Annotated in this window: 18 protein-coding genes; 7 read left to right on the forward strand and 11 right to left on the reverse strand. The window is 73.3% G+C overall.

Features of this window, described 5'->3' with window-relative positions; all coding sequences use genetic code 11:
• Positions 1–13: 13 nt before the first annotated feature.
• The 8 genes from GPA02_RS06970 to GPA02_RS07000 all read right to left on the reverse strand — a co-directional run bounded on the left by GPA02_RS06970 (position 14) and on the right by GPA02_RS07000 (position 7,615).
• A complete protein-coding gene (locus GPA02_RS06970) occupies positions 14–679 on the reverse strand; it encodes a response regulator (RefSeq protein WP_156199197.1) in 666 nt (221 codons plus the stop codon).
• On the reverse strand, positions 676–2,040 hold the full coding sequence (locus GPA02_RS06975) for a sensor histidine kinase (RefSeq protein WP_156199198.1): 1,365 nt from the start codon (positions 2,038–2,040) through the stop codon (positions 676–678). Before GPA02_RS06975 ends, GPA02_RS06970 begins: the two co-directional genes overlap by 4 nt.
• Positions 2,030–2,851: a hypothetical protein gene (locus GPA02_RS06980; protein WP_156199199.1), complete on the reverse strand. Its 822-nt coding sequence runs from the start codon at positions 2,849–2,851 to the stop codon at positions 2,030–2,032. Before GPA02_RS06980 ends, GPA02_RS06975 begins: the two co-directional genes overlap by 11 nt.
• Positions 2,844–3,635, reverse strand: coding sequence for a hypothetical protein (locus tag GPA02_RS06985; RefSeq protein ID WP_156199200.1), 792 nt, complete (start codon positions 3,633–3,635; stop codon positions 2,844–2,846). Before GPA02_RS06985 ends, GPA02_RS06980 begins: the two co-directional genes overlap by 8 nt.
• Entirely contained in the window at positions 3,632–4,567 is a 936-nt protein-coding gene (locus GPA02_RS06990) for an ABC transporter ATP-binding protein (RefSeq protein ID WP_156199201.1), read from the reverse strand. The genes GPA02_RS06985 and GPA02_RS06990 overlap by 4 nt, the downstream gene beginning before the upstream one ends.
• A gap of 227 nt (positions 4,568–4,794) precedes the next feature.
• Entirely contained in the window at positions 4,795–4,926 is a 132-nt protein-coding gene (locus GPA02_RS19250; protein WP_240133931.1) for a putative transporter small subunit, read from the reverse strand.
• Positions 4,923–6,557, reverse strand: coding sequence for a sodium:solute symporter family protein (locus GPA02_RS06995; RefSeq protein WP_204986531.1), 1,635 nt, complete (start codon positions 6,555–6,557; stop codon positions 4,923–4,925). The genes GPA02_RS19250 and GPA02_RS06995 overlap by 4 nt, the downstream gene beginning before the upstream one ends.
• 527 nt (positions 6,558–7,084) lie before the next feature.
• Positions 7,085–7,615, reverse strand: coding sequence for a CGNR zinc finger domain-containing protein (locus GPA02_RS07000; RefSeq protein WP_156199203.1), 531 nt, complete (start codon positions 7,613–7,615; stop codon positions 7,085–7,087).
• 26 nt (positions 7,616–7,641) lie between these two features.
• Here GPA02_RS07000 and GPA02_RS07005 point away from each other — a divergent pair, with 26 nt between their 5' ends.
• The 6 genes from GPA02_RS07005 (at position 7,642) to GPA02_RS07030 (ending at position 13,451) form a co-directional block, all read left to right on the forward strand.
• The gene (locus GPA02_RS07005) at positions 7,642–7,863 is read left to right on the forward strand and encodes a hypothetical protein (RefSeq protein ID WP_156199204.1); all 222 of its coding nucleotides are present in this window, start codon (positions 7,642–7,644) and stop codon (positions 7,861–7,863) included.
• Between the two features lie 101 nt (positions 7,864–7,964).
• Positions 7,965–9,833: a molecular chaperone DnaK gene (gene dnaK, locus GPA02_RS07010; protein WP_156199205.1), complete on the forward strand. Its 1,869-nt coding sequence runs from the start codon at positions 7,965–7,967 to the stop codon at positions 9,831–9,833.
• Positions 9,830–10,465, forward strand: coding sequence for a nucleotide exchange factor GrpE (locus tag GPA02_RS07015; protein ID WP_156199206.1), 636 nt, complete (start codon positions 9,830–9,832; stop codon positions 10,463–10,465). Before dnaK ends, GPA02_RS07015 begins: the two co-directional genes overlap by 4 nt.
• 32 nt (positions 10,466–10,497) lie before the next feature.
• Positions 10,498–11,490 carry a DnaJ C-terminal domain-containing protein gene (locus tag GPA02_RS07020; RefSeq protein WP_156199207.1) on the forward strand — a complete coding sequence of 331 codons (993 nt, stop codon included), beginning with the start codon at positions 10,498–10,500 and terminating at the stop codon, positions 11,488–11,490.
• 3 nt (positions 11,491–11,493) lie between these two features.
• Positions 11,494–11,907: a heat shock protein transcriptional repressor HspR gene (locus GPA02_RS07025; protein WP_156199208.1), complete on the forward strand. Its 414-nt coding sequence runs from the start codon at positions 11,494–11,496 to the stop codon at positions 11,905–11,907.
• A 260-nt stretch (positions 11,908–12,167) separates the two neighbouring features.
• Positions 12,168–13,451, forward strand: coding sequence for a hypothetical protein (locus tag GPA02_RS07030; RefSeq protein ID WP_156199209.1), 1,284 nt, complete (start codon positions 12,168–12,170; stop codon positions 13,449–13,451).
• Positions 13,452–13,883: 432 nt separating this feature from the next.
• Here the strand turns inward: GPA02_RS07030 and GPA02_RS07035 are convergent, their stop codons facing one another.
• Positions 13,884–14,525, reverse strand: a complete 642-nt coding sequence (locus GPA02_RS07035; RefSeq protein ID WP_156199210.1) for an alpha/beta hydrolase — start codon at positions 14,523–14,525, stop codon at positions 13,884–13,886.
• A gap of 89 nt (positions 14,526–14,614) precedes the next feature.
• On the reverse strand, positions 14,615–15,658 hold the full coding sequence (gene lipA, locus GPA02_RS07040) for a lipoyl synthase (RefSeq protein ID WP_240133932.1): 1,044 nt from the start codon (positions 15,656–15,658) through the stop codon (positions 14,615–14,617).
• A gap of 109 nt (positions 15,659–15,767) precedes the next feature.
• Between lipA and GPA02_RS07045 the strand changes: the two genes are divergently transcribed.
• Positions 15,768–16,322, forward strand: coding sequence for a P-loop NTPase family protein (locus tag GPA02_RS07045; RefSeq protein ID WP_156199211.1), 555 nt, complete (start codon positions 15,768–15,770; stop codon positions 16,320–16,322).
• A gap of 31 nt (positions 16,323–16,353) precedes the next feature.
• On the opposite strand, the gene lipB is transcribed toward GPA02_RS07045, so the two are convergent.
• Complete coding sequence (gene lipB, locus GPA02_RS07050; protein ID WP_156199362.1) at positions 16,354–16,986, reverse strand: lipoyl(octanoyl) transferase LipB; 633 nt, start codon at positions 16,984–16,986, stop codon at positions 16,354–16,356.
• Between the last annotated feature and the right edge of the window lies 1 nt (position 16,987).

A 16,987-nucleotide genomic window follows, 5' to 3' on the forward strand; every position in this document is an offset into this window, starting at 1 on the left:
GGGGCCGTCCCGCTCAGCCGGGCGTCGCGAGACCGGTCTGATAGGCGACGACGACCGCCTGCACGCGGTCGCGGGCGCCGAGCTTGGCGAGCACGTTGCCGACGTGCGTCTTCACGGTGGTGGCCGACAGCACCAGGCGCTCGGCGATCTCGGTGTTCGACAGGCCCTCCGCCATCAGCTGCAGCACCTCGCGCTCGCGGGGCGTCAGCCCGGCCAGACGGTCGTCCGCGCGTGGCTCGGCCGGGTCGCCGGCGGGCAGCTTGTCGGCCATGAGGTCGAGCATGCGGCGCGTCGCCCGCGGTGCGACGACCGCGTCGCCGCGGGCGACCGTGCGGATCGCCGCGACCAGCTCGGCGGGCTCGGCGTTCTTGAGCAGGAAGCCGCTCGCCCCGGCGCGCAGCGCGCCGAACGCGTACTCGTCGAGGTCGAACGTCGTCAGCACCAGCACGCGCGTGCTTGGGTGGGCCGCGACGATCTGCTCGGTCGCGGTGATGCCGTCGCCACCCGGCATCCGCACGTCCATGAGCACGACGTCGGGTCGGAGGGCGCGGACCTGCTCGACGGCGACCCGGCCGTCGGCCGCCTCGCCCACCACCTCGAGGTCCGGCTCGGCCTGCAGCACCATCCGGAAGCCCTTGCGCAGCAGCGCGTGGTCGTCGACCAGCAGCACGGTCGTCATCGTTCGTCCCCCTCGCGTCCCGCCCCCACGGCCACCGGCAGCCGCGTGACCACCTGCCAGCCGCCGTCGGCCGTCGGGCCGGCCGCCAGGTCACCGCCCAGCCACTGCGCCCGCTCGTGCATCCCTCGCACGCCGCGGCCCGCGCCGTCGTAGCCGCCGCCGTCGCCGGTGCCCGGTCCGTTGACGACCTCGACGACGACGTCGCCACCGTCCCGCACGACGGCGACCCGCACGCCCTGCGTCCCGGGCGCGTGCCGCAGCACGTTCGTCAGCGACTCCGCCACGATGCGCCGGCACGCCAGCGCGACCGTGGCCTCGGTCGGCACCGCGTCGAGCCCGGAGGCGACCACCGGCAGCCCGGCCAGCCGGAACCGGGCCACCATGGTGGCGAGATCGTCGCCGTCGTCGGCCGCGGGCGCGTCCGCGAGCGCCGTGAGCACGCGCTTCATGTCGGCGAGCGCGGCGCGCCCGGTCTCCGCGACCTCGCGCATCGCCGACTGCGCCTCGGCGGGCGACGTCGCCGCGATCGCGCCCGCGCCGTCGGCCAGCGCGACCATGACCGACACGCTGTGCGCGACGACGTCGTGCACCTCGCGCGCGATGTGGGTGCGCTCGGTGGCGCGGGCGAGCGCGGCGCTGTGCTGCTCCTCGCGCCGCAGCGTGCGCTCGCGCTCGTCCTGCGACGCCAGGTGCTCGCGGCGCAGCCGGGCGTAGCTGCCGAGCGCGACGGCCAGCAGCAGCAGCGCCGCGATCGTGATGACGGCGGTCAGCCGCACCGAGTCCGACGTGACCGGCGCGAGCTCGGTGCCCGTCCAGGTCTCCGGCGTCATGCCGCCCGGCGGCTGCTCCAGGTGGCCCGGCGGGGTGTCCAGCCACCCCAGCCCCATGAGGTCGACGTAGCTGACGCTGAGCAGGTTCACGTGGGTGACCGCGAGCAGCAGCCACGACGCGACCACGACGACCCAGGTGAGCACGCTGCCGCGGGTGGCGGCGACGGCGTAGGTCGCCAGCGCCAGCCCGATCGTGGTGGCGCCGCTGCCGCCGGTCAGCAGCAGCGAGACCAGCGCCAGCACCACGAAGCCCGCCGCGACCGTCACCGGGAACCGCCGTCGCCACCACAGCGCGGCGGTGCCCAGCACGGCCACGACGATCCCCACGATCGCGACGCGACTCGCCATCGGCGACCCGGGCGGGTAGGAGTACCAGATCACCGACGGCAGCGCGAACAGCGCGACCGTGAGCAGCGCGACCGCCGCGAAGCACGCGCACACCACGGCGTCGGCCCGGCGCGGGCGCGCCAGCCAGGAGCGCAGCGCGCGCACCCGGCCCGGTGCGGCGGCGGGCGCGCCGCTAGACGTCACTGCGACGCACCACCGGCGCGGCGACGAGCAGGGCGGCCACGGTCCACGCCACCAGGATGCCGTAGCCCTGCCACGGGTCGGCCGGCAGACCCGCGCGGACGAGGTCGGCGAGACCCTCGTCGGGGGTCGCGACCCGCCGCCCGGCCCACCCGGGCATCGCCGCACGGATCGCGAGCGCCACCTCCGAGCCCAGCATCGTCAGCAGCTGATCGAGCAGCAGCAGCCACACGAGCGCGACCACCCCCGCCGCAGCCGGCCGGCGCACGATCGCGCCGAGCGCGAGCCCCAGCAGCGACACCGCGAGCAGGTGCAGCACGGTGCCGGCGACCACCCGCACCAGGTCGCCGTCGGGCGCCTCGAGCGTGACGCCCACCCGGTCCGCGAACGGCAGCAGAGACGCCCAGGCGGCGGCCACCGCCAGGCCGCCCGCCAGCGCCGCCACCGCCGTGACCGTCGCCGCCCGGCCCACGAGCACCGGCAGCCGCCGCGGCACCGCCAGGTAGGTCGAGCGCGCGCTGCCGTCGTGGTGCTCGCCCGCGCTGACGACGACGCCGAGCAGCGCGAGCGGCAGCTGCGACACGACCAGGCCGAGTGACAGCAGCCCGCTCAGCCCGCCCGCGGCCGGTGCCGCGGCGTTGTAGCCGGACACCAGCGCCACCGCCGCGTGCAGCAGCACGGTCGCGGCGACGCACCACGCCGTCGCCGACGCCGTCCATGTCTTCACCCACTCGGCCCGCAGCACCCGGGTGGCGGTGACGCCGGGCCGCGCGGGCAGCGCGACGGCGCCGGGCCCCGCCACGCCGTCAGACATCGGTCCGCCGCAGCCGGGCACCCGCGAGCACGAGCGCCACCAGCGCCCACGCGCCGAGGACGGCGAGGCCGCCCCACGTGCCGACCGGGGACCCCGCCGTCGCGAGCGCGACGAAGTCGTTTAGGGACGTGAGCACGACCAGGGCGTGCCCGGGCAGCCACTGCGCGAGCCCGTCCGCACCCAGGAGCGCGAGCTCGGAGAGGCCGAGCGCGACCATGACGGCGATGCCCACCAGCGGACGGCGCAGCAGTGCACCGACGGCCAGCGCGAGCACCGTGATCAGCACCAGCGACGCCACGGCGCCGAGCAGGATCCGCACCGACTGCTCGTCGCCCCCGAGCCGCAGCGCGGCACCGAACGGGCTGGCGAGCAGCACCAGCGAGGACGTCACGAGCGTGACGACACCGGTGACCGCGGCGACACCAGCGGTGGTGACCGCCTTCGCCGTCAGCACCCCCAGGCGGCGCGGCGCGACGGCGAACGTGGACGGCGCGCCACCGGCGCTGAACTCACCGGCACCGGCGAGGACGCCGTGCACCAGCAGCGGCACCTGCGTGAAGAGCAGGTAGCCCGCGGCCAGGTAGGCGAGGCTGTACCCGTAGCCCTCCGGGCCGACCAGGCTGTCGAACGCCGTGAGCACGCACATCGCGGCGTTGAGCACGACCGTGGCCGCCACCGCCCAGCGTGTCGACCGCAGGCCCCAGGTCTTGCCCCACTCCGACGCGAGCGTGCGGGGCCACGTGACGCCGGGCGTGCTCGGCAGGGTCGCGACCGCCGCGCTCACGACCGGTCTCCCGCCGCCGCGCGAGCGCCGGTGCCGCCGTACTCGACGGCGTCCGCCGTCAGGTCGAGGTACGCCTCCTCCAGCGTCCCGGCCACCGTGCCCAGCTCGAGCACCGGGACGCCCAGCTCGGCGGCGAGCGCACCCACCGTGCCCGCGTCGGTGCCGGTGACCTCGAGCAGGTCGCCGTCGACGGGCCGGACCGTCGCGCCCGCCGCCGCGAGCGCGCGCCCCAGCCGCTCCGGCTCGGCCGACCGCACGCGGACGACGCCGTCGCGCGCGCTGCGCGTCACCAGCGCGTCGATGTCGTCGTCGGCCAGCAGCACGCCGCGGCCGATGACCACGACCCGGTTCGCGACCGCCGCGAGCTCGCTCATGAGGTGCGAGGAGAGGAACACGGTGCGGCCGTCGTCGGCGAGGCTGCGGAGCAGGCCCCGGATCCACAGCACGCCGTCGGGGTCCAGCCCGTTGACCGGCTCGTCGAGGACGACGGTCGGCGGGTCGCCGAGCAGCGCTGCGGCGATCCCGAGCCGCTGCGTCATGCCGAGCGAGAAGCCGCCCACGCGGCGCCGCGCCACCGAGGTCAGCCCGGCGAGCTCGATGACCTGCTGCACCCGAGCGCGTCCGATGCCGTGCGTGCGGGCGAGGCCCATGAGGTGCCCCCAGGCGGTGCGCCCGGGGTGCACGGTGCGGCCGTCGAGCATGACGCCGACCTCCTGCAGCGGCGCGCGCAGGTCGGCGTAGGCGTGGCCGTTGACCCGTGCACTCCCCGACGTCGGGCGCGCCAGCCCGACGATCATCCTCATCGTCGTCGACTTCCCGGCGCCGTTCGGCCCCAGGAACCCCGTGACGGCGCCCGGCCGCACCGTGAACGTCAACCCGTCCACCGCCGTCGTCGACCCGTACCGCTTGGTCAGGTCTGCCACCTCGATCATGCCGCTCTCCCTCTGCGTGGCCGCCGGGTCTCCGGCGGTACCAGCGACGCTAGGGAGCGCCTCGCGCGCCGCCCACGTGCTGCGCGACGAGATCGGCCCGGCGGCACTCCTCCTCCAGGAGGAGGCCGGCACTCACCGCTCTCGTCCTCCACGACGGCCCCGGACGCGACAGACCCGCACGGACGTCGGTCCGTGCGGGTCTGCTCGGTGCCCAGCCGTGGCGAGCGTCAGATGATGCGGCGCCCCTCGGCGCGGGCGCGTCGCAGCTCGCGCACGAACGCGCGCACGATGACGAGCAGGACGCCCGCGACGATCGCGGGCCACACCAGCACGTAGGCGGTCAGCAGGGCGGTGGTCATCGGGTGCTCCCTTCGGCGGTGCCGGCGAGGACCGCGTCCTGCGGCCCGGCGGCGGTCGGCGGGTCGGTCTCCTCGTGCGCGTCGAAGTCGCCCGTGCGCTCCTTGATGAGGGCGAAGTCGAAGCGACGGTCCTGGTTGAGGAATGTCAGGGCGACGCAGACGATCGTGCTGACGGCGTACGCCACCAGCGAGCCGGAGAGGACCGGGTGCTGGTGGAGGAAGCCGATCGCGAACGGTGCCGCCGCGAGCGTCGCGACGATGCCGGTGCCCAGGGCGGCACGGAACCCGAAGAACCCGAACGCCATCAGCCCGAGCACGACCCCGATGCCGATGGTCGCGAGCACGTCGCTGACCACGCCGACGCCGCCGCCGAGGTCGACCCAGGAGAACCGCACCGGCAGGAAGGCCCCGAGCGCGGCGAGCACGGCGACGCTGAACGCCACGTTGGTGACGCGGTCCCAGTAGAAGCTCGCGATGACGGGGAACACCAGGGCGCCCCACATCGCACCGACGAACACCAGCAGGTCGAGGATGTTGAACCGCATCGTCGCGAAGCACAGCGCCGCGGTCGTGGCGCCGAGCATCGTCAGGCGACCCACCAGCAGCATGGTGCGCGGGTTGGCCCGCTTGCGGCCGGCGATGTTCTGCCCGTAGATGTCGGCCATCGTGATCGAGGCCAGCGCGGTCATGTCGGCGTCGGCGGTCGAGGAGAGCGAGCCGATGATCATGACGAAGAAGACGCAGATGAGCGCGGGAGCCAGGTAGGTCGCGGCCATCTGGGGCACGAGGTTGTTGACGTCGCCGCCCATGGGCTGCAGGCCCGCGTAGAGGGCGATGACGCCGAGCATCCCGACGCCGATGACGGTCGCCCCGTAGCCGACGGTCGCCGTCACGAAGGTCTTCTTGATGAGGTCCTCCCGCACGGCGAACAGCCGCTGCGCGATCGTCTGGTTGCCGATCGCGTAGGCGAGCACCGCGGCGATGTACGGCGCGCCCTGGTTGAAGAAGGCGTCGGAGGAGAAGAACGAGCCCTGCTCCGGGGTGAGGTTGGCCGCACCCGTCGTGAAGAGCTCGGGCCCGCCCGCCGCGAAGAAGACGGTCGGGACGATGACGACGACCGCGCCGAGCATCGCCAGCACCTGCGCGAAGTCGGTCAGCACCGAGGCGCGGAAGCCGGACCACAGCGTGTAGAGCAGCACGCCGGCGGCGATCGTCACGATGCCCTGCGTGAAGCTGAACGGCGACAGCATCGCGACCAGCGCGCCGCCCGCGATGAGGTTGGAGGTCAGGCTGATGAGGCTGCCCAGCACGTTGGACCCCGCCAGCAGCAGCTGGCTGGAGCGGCCGTGGCGGGCGAACATCACCTCGGCGATCGTGTGCGCGCGGGGCGCCACCTGCCGGATCCTGCGCCCGAACGGGTAGATCAGCAGGATCATGAGCGCGCCCCACAGCCCGTAGTGGATCGGGCCGGACAGGCCGTAGGTGTAGCCGGACGTCGCGGAGGCGTACATCGACGACGCCCAGATCCACGTCGCCGTCATGGAGGCTGCGGAGATGCCGAAGCCGATCTTGCCGCCGCCGGTCATGTAGCCGTCGGCGTTCTCCCGCTTCCGGGAGATGCGGATCGACATGTAGAGGCTGCCGCCGAAGAACAGGAGAAGGAGCAGGACCGCGACCGGTCCTGCGAGCTGCTGGATGTCACCCACCGAGGGTTCTCACTCTCTCGTCGTGTCGGTCTGTGCGTGGCGAGGACGGACGACGAGCTAGGTGGGTGCGAGGGGGCCGGGTCGCCAGCAGGGGGCGACGGCTGTCGGGGCGGGCAGGGGAGCGACGGTGTGCGCACTGGGCGTGCACGTGGCTTCTCTGGTGGGCGGCATGGCGACGAACCTGGGCCACTGCGGTGCGGACGCACGCGAGAGGCCCGGAGGTGCGGCTCCTCTCGGGTGGTGCGGGCAGGGCGCAGCGAGGTCGCGGCGCCCGACGGGCATGACGGCGCCCGGTCGCCTCGGGCGACTGGGCGCGGTGAGCCGCGCGGCTCGGCCCCGGCTGCCGCGTCAGCCGGCCGGGGCGCGGCCGACACCATAGCAACGCTCGTCGCCGGCTCGCCGAGGTGTCCGCGCCGGGCCGGCCGGGACGCTCGCGCACCCGCCGGCGGTGCTCAGACCGCGGCGTCCTGGCGCTCGCGGTGGCGCCGCACCGCGGCCCGGTTGGCGCAGCGCACCGAGCAGTAGCGCTGCCGTCCGTTGCGCGTGACGTCGACGACGACGGCGGTGCACGGCGCGGACTCGCAGCGGTGCAGCCGGTGCATCCCGCGGGTCGTCAGGTGCAGCGCGGTGCCGACGCTGATGACCGCGCGCAGCACCGCGGGCAGGGAGCGGTCGGTCATGTCGCGGTAGTGGAGGTGCCAGCCCTCGCCGTCGTGGTCGGTCAGCTGCGGGTAGGCGGTGGCGGCCGCCATCTCGGCGTTGAGGAGCGTGGCCCGCTCCGTGGGGTCGGTCGCGTCGACGACACGCAGCCAGTCGTCGACGACGGCGCGCACCCGGGCGTGATCGTCCGGGGCGCTCGCGAAGGCCATCGTCATGCCGTGCTCGCGCGTGCGCCGCTCGATCCCGTCGCGGTCGGCGGGCCAGGCGTCGGCGAGCGACGCCGCCAGCAGGACCGCGTACTCACCGTAAGGGTTGAGATGCACAAGACCATTACATCAGCCTGGTGACCATGAGCACCAGCCCCCATCTCCTCGCCCCGGGCGTGCCGGCCCCCGGGGCTCCGCACGAGCACGCCTGGGTCGCGGAGTCGCGCCACGTCACCACCGACGGCGTGGTGCTGTACGTGCGCTGCACGGCCTGCGCGCTCCGCCGCATCGACCTCCAGGCCGTCACCGAGATGCCGCCGGAGGTGCTGACGAGATCGATCGGAGGTCGCGGGAACAAATCGTGACGCTCGGGAGTTGAGCGAGTCAGACTCAAGTTTCTTGACAGGATCGCTGCGGCGACCAGACTTGAGCCGTCAAGACTCAATCTACCGAGGAGACAACACTCATGGCACGAGCGGTCGGTATCGACCTGGGGACCACGAACTCCGTGGTCTCCGTTCTCGAGGGCGGCGAGCCCACCGTCATCGCGAACGCCGAGGGGGCGCGCACCACGCCGTCCGTCGTGGCGTTCAGCAAGACCGGAGAGGTGCTGGTCGGTGAGATCGCCAAGCGCCAGGCGGTCACCAACGTGGACCGCACGATCACCTCGGTCAAGCGCCACATGGGCACCGACTGGACCGTCCAGATCGACGACAAGTCCTACACCGCGCCCGAGATCTCGGCGCGCGTGCTCAGCAAGCTGAAGAAGGACGCCGAGTCCTACCTGGGCGAGCCCGTCACCGACGCCGTCATCACGGTGCCCGCGTACTTCAACGACGCCGAGCGTCAGGCGACGAAGGACGCCGGTCAGATCGCGGGCCTCAACGTGCTCCGCATCATCAACGAGCCCACCGCGGCCGCGCTCGCCTACGGCCTGGAGAAGGGCAAGGAGGACGAGCTCATCCTGGTCTTCGACCTCGGTGGCGGCACGTTCGACGTCTCCCTGCTCGAGGTCGGCAAGGACGAGGACGACTTCTCCACGATCCAGGTCAAGGCCACCAGCGGCGACAACCGCCTCGGTGGAGACGACTGGGACCAGCGCATCGTCGACTGGCTGGTCACGCAGGTGAAGAACAAGTCCGGCGTCGACCTGTCCAAGGACAAGATCGCGCTGCAGCGGCTTCGTGAGGCCGCCGAGACCGCCAAGAAGGAGCTGTCCTCGGCGACGACCACCAACATCTCGCTGCAGTACCTCTCGATGAGCGAGAACGGCCCGATCCACCTGGACGAGCGGCTCTCCCGCGCCCAGTTCCAGGACATGACCAAGGACCTGCTGGAGCGGACCAAGACCCCGTTCCACAACGTCATCCGCGACGCCGGCATCTCGGTGAGCGACATCGACCACGTCGTGCTCGTCGGTGGCTCGACCCGCATGCCCGCGGTCAGCGAGGTCGTCAAGGAGCTCACGGGCGGCAAGGAGCCCAACAAGGGCGTCAACCCGGACGAGGTCGTCGCCGTCGGTGCCGCGCTGCAGGCCGGTGTCATCAAGGGCGACCGCAAGGACGTCCTGCTCATCGACGTCACCCCGCTGTCGCTCGGCATCGAGACCAAGGGCGGCGTCATGACCAAGCTGATCGAGCGCAACACCGCGATCCCCACCAAGCGGTCGGAGATCTTCTCGACGGCGGAGGACAACCAGCCCTCGGTGCTCATCCAGGTCTTCCAGGGCGAGCGTGAGTTCGCGCGCGACAACAAGCCGCTGGGCACCTTCGAGCTGACCGGCATCGCCCCGGCCCGCCGCGGCGTGCCGCAGATCGAGGTCACCTTCGACATCGACACCAACGGCATCGTGCACGTGTCGGCGCGCGACAAGGGCACCGGCAAGGAGCAGTCGATGACGATCACCGGCGGCTCCGGCATCTCCAAGGAGGAGATCGACCGGATGATCAAGGAGGCCGAGGCCCACGCGGCCGAGGACGCCAAGCGCCGTCAGGAGCAGGAGACGCGCAACAGCGCCGAGCAGTTCGTCTACTCGACCGAGCAGCTGCTGACCGACAACGCCGACAAGCTGCCCGAGGACGTCGCCTCCGACGTCCGCGAGAAGGTCGACGCGCTCAAGAAGGCTCTCGAGGGCGACGACATCGAGGCGGTCACGGCCGCGCAGACGGCGCTCGTGGAGGCCTCGCAGAAGATCGGTGACGCGCTGTACCAGCAGTCGGCCACCGAGTCGGCCGCCGGGGCCGAGGCCCCTGCGGGTGACGCCGCCGAGGGCGGTGCTGCCGACGACGACGTGGTCGACGCCGAGATCGTCGACGAGGAGGACGACACCAAGTGACTGCCGGCTCCGAGGGAAGCCCGACGTTCGAGGGCGAGCCGATCATCCGTGACAAGCGGCGGCTCGACCCGGAGACGGGCGAGCTCCGCGAGCAGGCGGCTGACCCCGCCGTCGGTGACACCACCGACGGCGGGGCCACGCCCCAGCAGCCCGAGGCCGCCGGGCCGGAGGGTGAGGACGAGGTCGCCAGGGCGAAGGCCGAGGCGGCCGATCTCGCCGACCAGCTCGCACGTGCGAAGGCCGACGTCTACAACCTCGACCAGCGCTTCAACGCCTACGTCCGCCGCTCGCGGACCGAGGTCGCGGAGGCCCGCAGCCAGGGCCACGCCGACGTCGTCGAGGCGCTGATCGGTGTGCTCGACGACATCGAGCTCGCCCGCCAGCACGACGAGCTGACCGGGCCCTTCGCGTCGATCGCGGAGAAGCTCGAGGGCGTGCTGGTGAGCAGCTTCGCGATGCAGCGCTACGGCGCGGCCGGGGAGGAGTTCGACCCCGAGGTCCACGAGGCGCTCATGCACTCGCAGAGCGACGAGGTCACCACCGAGACCGTGCAGCAGGTCCTGCAGCCCGGGTACAAGGTGGGTGACAAGGTGGTCCGACCGGCACGGGTGTCGGTGGTCGGACCTCAGTGACACGGCACCACGACGACAGGAGGGGGTGACGCATGACCGGGCAGGACTGGCTGGAGAAGGACTTCTACGCCGCGCTCGGTGTCTCCAAGGACGCCGACGCCGCCGAGATCAAGAAGGCCTACCGCAAGCTCGCGCGCACGCATCACCCCGACCAGAACCAGGGCGACCCGAAGGCCGAGGCCAGGTTCAAGGAGATCGGCGAGGCCTACGCGGTGCTCTCCGACCCCGAGCAGCGTCAGCAGTACGACGCGCTGCGCGCCATGGCCGGCGGCGGACCGCGGTTCGCCTCCGGTCCCGGCGGTGCCGGAGCCAACGGTTTCGAGGACCTGTTCGGCGGGATGTTCGGCGGCGGGTCCGGCTCCGGTGGGCGCACCCGCGTGCGCTACAGCACCGCCGGCGGTGCCCCGGACATCGAGGACCTCCTGGGCGGGCTGTTCGGTGGCGGTGCGGGCTACGGACGCACCGCCCCGGACCCCGTCAAGGGCCGCGACCTCACCAGCTCCGCCCGGTTGCCGTTCCGGCAGGCGGTCGCGGGCGACACGGTCAACCTCGTCGTGGGCGGACGCAGCACGAAGGTGCGGATCCCGCCGGGCGTCAAGGACGGTCAGCGGATCCGCATCCCCGGCAAGGGCGAGCCCGGGATGGCCGGTGGCCCCCCGGGCGACCTGGTGGTGACCGTGCACGTGGACCCGCACCCGGTGTTCGGCATCAGCGGCGACAACCTCACGATCACCGTGCCGATCACGTTCCAGGAGGCCGTCGACGGCGCCGTGATCGCGGTGCCGACGCTCGACGGCGGGCACGTGCGGCTCAGGGTGCCGCCGGGCACCCAGTCGGGCGCCCGGCTGCGAGCCAAGGGCAAGGGTGTGAAGACCCGCAAGGGCACGGGTGACCTCATCGTCACCGTGCAGGTCGCGGTGCCGCGCAACCTCTCGCCCGAGGCGAGGGCAGCACTGGACGAGTTCGCCAAGGCGACCGCGGGCGAGGACCCGCGGGCCGGGCTGGCAGAGGCGGCGCGGAGCTGAGCCATGACGTCCCGGTACTCGACCCCCGTCTACCTCATCTCGGAGGCCGCGCGCCGGGCCGGCATGCACGCCCAGACCCTGCGCACGTACGACCGGCTGGGCCTGGTCGTGCCTCAGCGCGCGCCGGGCCGCGGGCGCCGCTACTCCGAGCGCGACATCGACAAGCTCCGCGAGATCCAGCGGCTCTCCCAGGAGGAGGGTGTCAACCTCGCCGGGATCGCCCGGATCTTCGAGCTCGTCGAGGAGAACGAGAGGCTCCGCGACCGGCTGGAGCAGCTGCTCGGCCTCACCGGGCAGCGGCCGCGGGTCTTCACCGCGACACCCAGCGGTGACATCGTCGCCACCAAGCCCGGCGCCCGGCTGCGCCGGACGACGACGGCCGGTGCGCTGGTCGTCTGGCGGCCCGACCACCGCTGAGCAGCGCTACGACGCCGCCCCGACCCGACCGTGCCACGGCGCGGCTGGACCGGGGGGGGCGGCGTCGTCGTACCGGCGGGCGCGCGTCGGATGGGCAGATGTGCTCGTGGGCGGACCGCGCCCGCGCGGCCCGGCTCGCGTAGCCTGCCGGCGACCGACCTCGGAGGAGGAGCGATGCGTCAGCAGGACCGCACGACCCGGTGCTCCCGGGCGACGAGCCGCGCGACGGCCGCCGGTGGCGCCGTCACGGCGGGCCGGCGATGAGCGAGGGCAGCGGCTGGGTCGTCGCCCTCGTCGTGGTGCTGGCGCTGGCCGCCGTGGTCGGCATCGTCATCGGCGTGCGCCGGCACCGCTACGTCTCGGCGCTGCGGGCGCGCGGCTGGGTGTTCGACTCCCGCCCTTCGCCGCAGATCGCCCGTGGTCTCGTGGTGCCGCCGTTCGGGCTGGGGTTCCGGCGTGGCACCGACGAGCACGTCAGCGGTCGCACGCGCGCCGGCACGGCCTTCCAGGTCTTCGAGTACGAGGCAGCCGGTGACGCGCGCGTCGTGTGCATGCCGCTCGGCATCGCGTTGCCGGAGCTGGTCGCGACGTCGCCCGGCCAGGTGCGGATGGGCGTCGTGCTCCCCGTCCGCCGGATGCTGCCCGGCGGCGGCATGCTGCTGAGCACCGACGAGACCTACGCCGAGGACGTGCTCGCGGTCGCGGGCGGTGCGATCGCCGCCTTCGCGGCCCGCCACCCGCTGAGCCTCGCGATCGACGGCCACCAGCTGACCCAGGTGGGCGCGCCCAAGGACCCCGACGAGCTCGAGGCCTACCTGGAGGCGCTGGAGCCGGTCGCCGCCGCGATCCGGGGCGCGCACCAGCGGCTGGAGCGGTACCGGCAGCCGGAGCCGCCGCAGCGGCTGGGCTTCTACCACCGGCCCTCCTGGTACTACCTGCCGGAGGACGACGGCGTGCTCGCCGCCGTCGCGCACACCACGGGTGGGAGGAACCACCGCACGCGCCACGTCGTGCACGGCGAGTTCTTCCCCGGGGCGTGGTTCGTGGCGCTCGAGCACCACTGGCAGACGCAGCGCACCGAGACCTACACCGACGCCAACGGCAACACGCAGACCCGCACGGTCACCGACAACCACATGGAGGTGATCCACGAGATCACGCTCCCGTTCTCGGTGCCCGACCTGGAGATCGTCGACGACAGCCGGCTGCGGCGGCTCGTCAAGGGACGCTCGCTCGACTTCGAGCTGTCGGCGTTCAACCAGGCGTACGACGTGTACTGCTCGGTGCCGAAGTTTGCCTACGACGTGCTCCACCCGCGCCAGATCGAGTACCTCATGGCGGCGCGCGTGATGCCGTTCTCGATGTCGGGCCGCACGGTGCGACCGCGCCCGCTCGCCCACGACGCCGAGTCGATCGCGTTCGAGCTCGACCTGCTCGCCGGGTTCTTCGCCCGGTTCCCGGAGTTCGTGTGGCAGGACCTGGGGGTGTCGTCGCCGCCGCTGCGGCTCACCCCGGAGGGGCGCATCGCGGTCCTGGACCGCTGACCGGTGTCACCGCACTGTGGAACAAGGCCCGGTTTCACCGCTCTTGGCAACACACGCTGGTTTCACCGCTCTTTGCAACAGCCTCCGGGTTCATCGCACTGTGCAACAGCCTCCGCGGCTGCGCCCGGGGCGGGGCTGTGGCGGGGATCACACCCGACGCCGCGTCATGGCCGGCCCGCCCGTGCGTCTCCTCGTGCGTGACGGACTCGCTGCTGATGACACGCCACCAGCCCATCGACTCCTGGGGGGAGCGGCTCCGGTGCGACCGGTGCGGTCGCCCGGTGACCGACGCCGACTCGCACCTACGGGAGTGCGCGGAGCACGAGGTGACGCTGTTCGTCATCGGCCGCGCGAGCTGAACCAGCCGGGGGGCTGTCCGCGGCGGCGGGGGTGCGCAGGCACCCCCGCCGCTGTCGTCCCCGGGCGGTGCCGTCAGGCGAAGCGCGCCAGCCAGCGGGCGCAGAGGTCGGGCCACGGCTCCGCCTGCTCGCCGTGCGCCAGGCCGAGCCCGTGCACGCCGTCGGCGAAGACGTGCAGCTCGTGCGGGACGCCCGAGGAGGCGAGCGCCGCGGCCAGCGGGTAGGCGTGCTCGCCCAGCAGCACGGCCTCGTCGGCGACCGTGTGCCACACGAACATCGGCGGTGCGTGCGGCGTCACGAGCCGCTCCAGCGACACCGCCTCCCGGGCCGCCTGGTCGGCGTCCGGCCCGAGCAGGTTCTCGCGCGACCCGACGTGGGTGCTGCGCAGCATCGACACCACGGGGTAGCAGAGGATCGCCAGGTCGGGACGCTGCTCGGGCGAGCTGTCGGGCGCGAGCGCCACGTGACCTGCGAGGTGGCCGCCCGCCGAGAAGCCGAGCACACCGACCAGCCGGGCGCCCGCCGCGCGCTCCGCCGCCACCTCGGCCCGGACGGCGTCGAGCGGACCGGGGTGCCGGGTGAGCACCGGGTAGCGCACCACGCGCGCGGACCAGCCGAGCGAGCGCAGCCACTCCGCGACGGGCTCCCCCTCGTGGTCGGCCAGCATCCCGTAGCCGCCTCCGGGCAGCACCAGGATCGAGCGGTCGGTGGTCATGCGCGTTGCTCCCGTCGTCGGTGCCGGTGCCGGTGCCGGTGCCGGTGTCGTGGCAGGACGGTACCGCTGCCGCGAGCGGCCCGCGCGGCTCAGCCCACGCGGGTCAGCGGCATGCCCAGCAGCGTCTTGGCCTCCTGGCGCGCTCCGTCGTCGGCCGCCTCCGCGAGGTGCTGCAGCCCCTCCGGGAGCGGCCTGCCCAGCCGGGCCATCGCCTGCGCGTACAGGCGGCCGGCGCGGTAGGAGGAGCGCACCAGCGGGCCCGACATGACGCCGAGGAACCCGATCTCCTCGGCGCGCTCCGACCACGCGACGAACTCCGCAGGCTTCACCCACCGGGCGACCGGATGGTGCAGCTTCGAGGGCCGCAGGTACTGCGTGATCGTGATGATGTCGCAGCCCGCCTCGTGCAGGTCGACCAGCGCCTGGTCGATCTCGGCGTCCTCCTCGCCCATGCCGAGGATGAGGTTCGACTTGGTGACGAGCCCCGCCTCCTTGGCCATCGTCAGCACGCGCAGGGACTTGTCGTAGCTGAACGCCGGCCGGATCTGCTTGAAGATCCGGGGCACGGTCTCGAGGTTGTGCGCGAACACCTCGGGGCGGGCCTCGAAGACCTTCTCGACGAACTCGGGGACGGCGTTGAAGTCCGGCGGCAGGATCTCGACCCCGGTGCCGGGGTTGCGGGCGTGGATCTGGCGGACGACCTCGCCGAAGAGCCAGGCGGCGCCGTCGGGCTGGTCGTCACGGGCGACGCCGGTGACGGTGGCGTACCGCAGCCCCATCTCCGCGACCGACTCGGCCACGCGGCGCGGCTCGTCACGGTCGAGCGGCCGCGGCCGGCCGGTGGCGATGTCGCAGAAGTCGCACCGTCGGGTGCAGATGTCGCCCCCGATGAGGAAGGTCGCCTCGCGGTCCTCCCAGCACTCGTAGATGTTGGGGCAGCCGGCCTCCTGGCAGACCGTGTGCAGGCCGGCGCCCTTCACCCGGCTCTGCATCTCGGTGTACTCCGGGCCCATGGTCGCCCGCGTCCGGATCCACTCGGGTTTGCGCTCGATCGGGGTCTGGGCGTTGCGCGCCTCGATGCGCAGCACACGCCGTCCGTCGATCGTGGTCACCGGCCCGCTCGCGTCAGCCACGGGCCCACCCTATGCCGCGGGCGGGCGGGAACCCGCGTCGACGGCGGCGGCGTCCGCGAGCCGGGCGCCCTCGGCTATCGTGGCGGGCCTGTCGGTCGGAGGGGGTGCGGTGCCCGGTTCGCGCGTGCCGCTGCGGCGTGTCCTCGTCCACGGCGTCACCGGGTCGGGCAAGACGACGCTCGCCCGCCGGATCGCCGACGTCACCGGGCTGCCCTGGCACAGCGTCGACGACGAGATCGGCTGGCTCCCTGGCTGGGTGTCGCGCCCGGAGGTGGAGCAGCGGGCGATCGCCGCGCGGATCGCCGCGGGTGACGCCTGGGTGCTCGACACCACCTACTCCGCCTGGCGCGACGTCGTGCTGCCGCGCGTCGAGCTCGTGGTCGCCCTCGACTACCCGCGCTGGCTGTCGTTCGGGCGGCTGCTGCGACGCACGGTGCGGCGGATGGTGCGTCGCGAGGAGATCTGCAACGGCAACGTCGAGAGCCTGCGGGTGGCGCTGTCGTCCGACTCGATCCTGTGGTGGCACTGGCGCAGCTTCGGCCGCAAGCGGGAGCAGCTCCGCGCGTGGCTGGCCGACCCGGACGGGCCGCGCGTCGTGCGGCTGCGCCACTCCCGGCAGGTCGAGCCGTTCCTCGCCGGCCTGGCGCGGCGCGTCGGGGCCTGACGGCGTCCCGCCGGGTGGCTCTCAGCGGCTCTCAGCTCGCCACGAGCGCGTCGAGCCGCGCCTCGACGAGCGGGAGCACCTCCTGCACGGTCACCCGCCGCCCGAGCTCGGCGGTGAGCGAGGTCGCGGTGGCGTCCTCGAGTCCGCACGGCACGATCACCTGCGCCCAGGACAGGTCGCAGTCGGCGTTGAGGGCGAACCCGTGCATCGTCACGCCGTTGGCGACCCGCACCCCGATCGCGCCGACCTTGCGGTCGGGACGCACGCCGTCGCCTGGCCGCCAGACGCCCGAACGGCCCTCGACGCGGACGACGTCGAGCCCGACCTCGGCGCACACGTCGATCATCAGCTGCTCGATCCGGCGCACGTGCGCGACGACGTCGACCGGGTCGGGCAGCCGCAGGATCGGGTACCCGACCAGCTGGCCCGGCCCGTGCCAGGTGATCTTGCCGCCGCGGTCGACCTTGATCACCTCGGACCCGTCGACCGGCCGCTCGCTCGGGCGGGTGCGGGCACCCGCGGTGAACACCGAGGCGTGCTCGCACAGCAGCACCGTGCCGGACCGCTCGCCGGCAGCGACCGCCGCGTGCACCTGTCGCTGCCGCTCCCACGCCCAGCGGTAGTCGACCAGGTCCGGGGCGAAGCCCAGCCGCTCGACCTCCAGC

The sequence above is a fragment of the Actinotalea caeni genome, from assembly GCF_009733795.1.
Lineage (GTDB): Bacteria > Actinomycetota > Actinomycetes > Actinomycetales > Beutenbergiaceae > Pseudactinotalea > Pseudactinotalea caeni.